This is a genomic window from Cupriavidus sp. 05N40 (assembly GCF_056397305.1).
In genome coordinates this window covers 1-2,156 of record NZ_JBFTND010000413.1, presented here as the reverse complement: position 1 = coordinate 2,156, position 2,156 = coordinate 1, and the positions used below count along the sequence as shown (strand labels likewise).

Sequence of the window (2,156 nt, the reverse complement as noted above, 5' to 3'; positions counted from 1 at the left end):
AAACGACCGGTGATCCGACGCATCATCGATTGCGACGATGCCACCAGTATCACCGGCCCAGAATTCACATGCACAACAGTATCGAAGAACTCAATGCAGTTTCACTCGCTGCCAAGACCGGCGTTACCGAACCCGACACCAGCAATCATCCGCATTTGCCTCTTACGCGGACATTCAATGCGGATGAAGTGCCGTCCCACGACGGAGAACGCAAATGGCCCGCTGATCCGTACACCCATCCCGCGAGGCCGACCGGCGCTGACCACTATCCGGCCCGACATCATCAGAGGGCGCAATCGCAACTTCAAGTGTTCTCCGTGGTCCAGAAGACGATTCCCGATTGGCTCTTGAAATTGGCGGGATGGAAACGCCCCAAGAAGGCCCCCAAGATCATCTACCTCGAACCCAATGAATGGGTCGATACCGATACCGGCGAGATTCTGACGAACGCGCAAGCGCGTAAGCAAGGCGCGACGACTGGACCTTCGGTATCATTGCGAACAATCGAGATTCAAGCCTTTATTCGCCAGTGCCCGCCCACCAAACGGGACTTTGTGGTCTACATCCTGAAACTGAGAAACAAGCGTGGCGGGCTGGTTATCGATCTAAAGACCGCCCTCGACCGATGGATCGACCGCAAACATCCGAACATCGATTCGACAGACCGGGCACGCAAACGGGAATCCCTTCAAAAATTCCTGCGTAAGCTCGACATCATGGCGGACAACCAGACACTCTCGAAGGAACTTCAGGTCATGGGATATTCCACCAAGACCGATTATCTTGGCGAAGAATCAGAATTCATCTACGCGTTTCCGATCCGTGCCAAGCCGGGTTGCGGCTTCCAATCAGACCCGGCGACCGAACGCCAGAAGCTGTCTGAATGGTTTGCTCAACGGGGACAGACCGTTGCTTCGGTAACTACCTGACGGTCGGAAGTGGCGGCCATCAAGGTAACCCATCTCACCGTCGGGTCAGCATATCCACTGCAATTTGCCACGGGCGCTGACGTGACTGCAATTGCCAATGCCAGATGTCGTCCCACGCCTGCTCATGTACTGCCAGATGCTGTGATCGAAGTGGGCGCGGTCGATGCCAAGGATGTCCGCCGCAGCGTTGATCACGGCTTGGTCCTCACCATAGCCTCTGGGTGCCAGCCCTGCCAGCCAGAGAAAGTTGCGCAGATGTCGGTCGATAGCACTGGTCGATACCCCGACCAAGATTTTGAAGTAGTCCACGGTCTTGGGACCGATACCCTTGATGGACCGTAGTTTTTGTAGATTGGCGGCATCGGACAGCCAGTCGCGGAGGTCTGCTTCGGTTTCTACGCTTTCAGCGGCGAACAGGTCAAGCACGTGGCAGAAGCGTTCGGCGCGGTCCTCGCCCCGCCAGTGAAGGAACTCCGTGGCACTGCTTGTTCCCAACAGGCGTAGAACTATGCTTGTCGTCCTTGCCTCCGGGTATTCGGCCAAGATGCGGTTCACTCGCGGCTTCACATGGCTTACGTACCGCAGGTTGGCTTGCAGGACGGCATCGGCAACAGTCGCGCCGATGTGCTCATAGTTGCCGTCAATAGTCTCGTAGACGACGAAGTCTGGAAGAGATCGAACGAATTGAGCAAGCCTTTCGGGATCAGACAGTGGCATGGCGTTTTCACACAGAGGTTGACCGCTGCTTTGAAGCTGGCGTCTTCCGGTGTATGCCTTTCACCATCAGTGATCAATCCGCTATTCGGCCATCATCCTGCTTGCGGTCGGTCTCCACGGGGTCCATGTGCAGCCGCAACCGCGCCTCGCATCGATGGCAAGTCAGCACATGTTAGAAACCCGTAGATCATGGGCGCGATCCTCCAAAATATTCTCGGATTTCCGGTACGCCCTACGGATTCACCACCGCCAGAACAGATGCCCGTGAGATGCCATAGGTTCGGGCCAAGGCACTGACCGTCTCGCCAGCCGCGCATCGATTCATTGGTCGTCCCCACCGATGTCTGGTTCAAACCGGCACCAAATGTGTCCATACTACCGCGATAGTCGGGTCGCCCAAGAACCCGGAACATCGAAGGGGTCTACATGCTTGCTACGCTGACGTTGGGCTGCTACGCCTTGTTCTTACTCATTGCACTGGTCGTCGCCATGCGTTGGATATGTCGCAAC

Annotated in this window: 2 protein-coding genes; one reads left to right on the top strand and one right to left on the bottom strand. The window is 56.4% G+C overall.

Annotation, left to right across the window (positions count from 1 at the left end):
• On the top strand, positions 1–929 hold a 929-nt coding region (locus tag AC1DO7_RS41030; RefSeq protein WP_477117550.1), incomplete at its 5' end, for a hypothetical protein.
• 45 nt (positions 930–974) lie between these two features.
• Here AC1DO7_RS41030 and AC1DO7_RS41025 read toward each other — a convergent pair.
• The gene (locus AC1DO7_RS41025) at positions 975–1,646 is read right to left on the bottom strand and encodes a hypothetical protein (RefSeq protein WP_477117549.1); all 672 of its coding nucleotides are present in this window, start codon (positions 1,644–1,646) and stop codon (positions 975–977) included.
• Positions 1,647–2,156 lie beyond the last annotated feature (510 nt).

Bases quoted from the DNA above. Each gene is read 5' to 3' on its own strand.
- AC1DO7_RS41025 (WP_477117549.1), bottom strand. From the start codon at position 1,646: ATGCCACTGTCTGATCCCGAAAGGCTTGCTCAATTCGTTCGATCTCTT.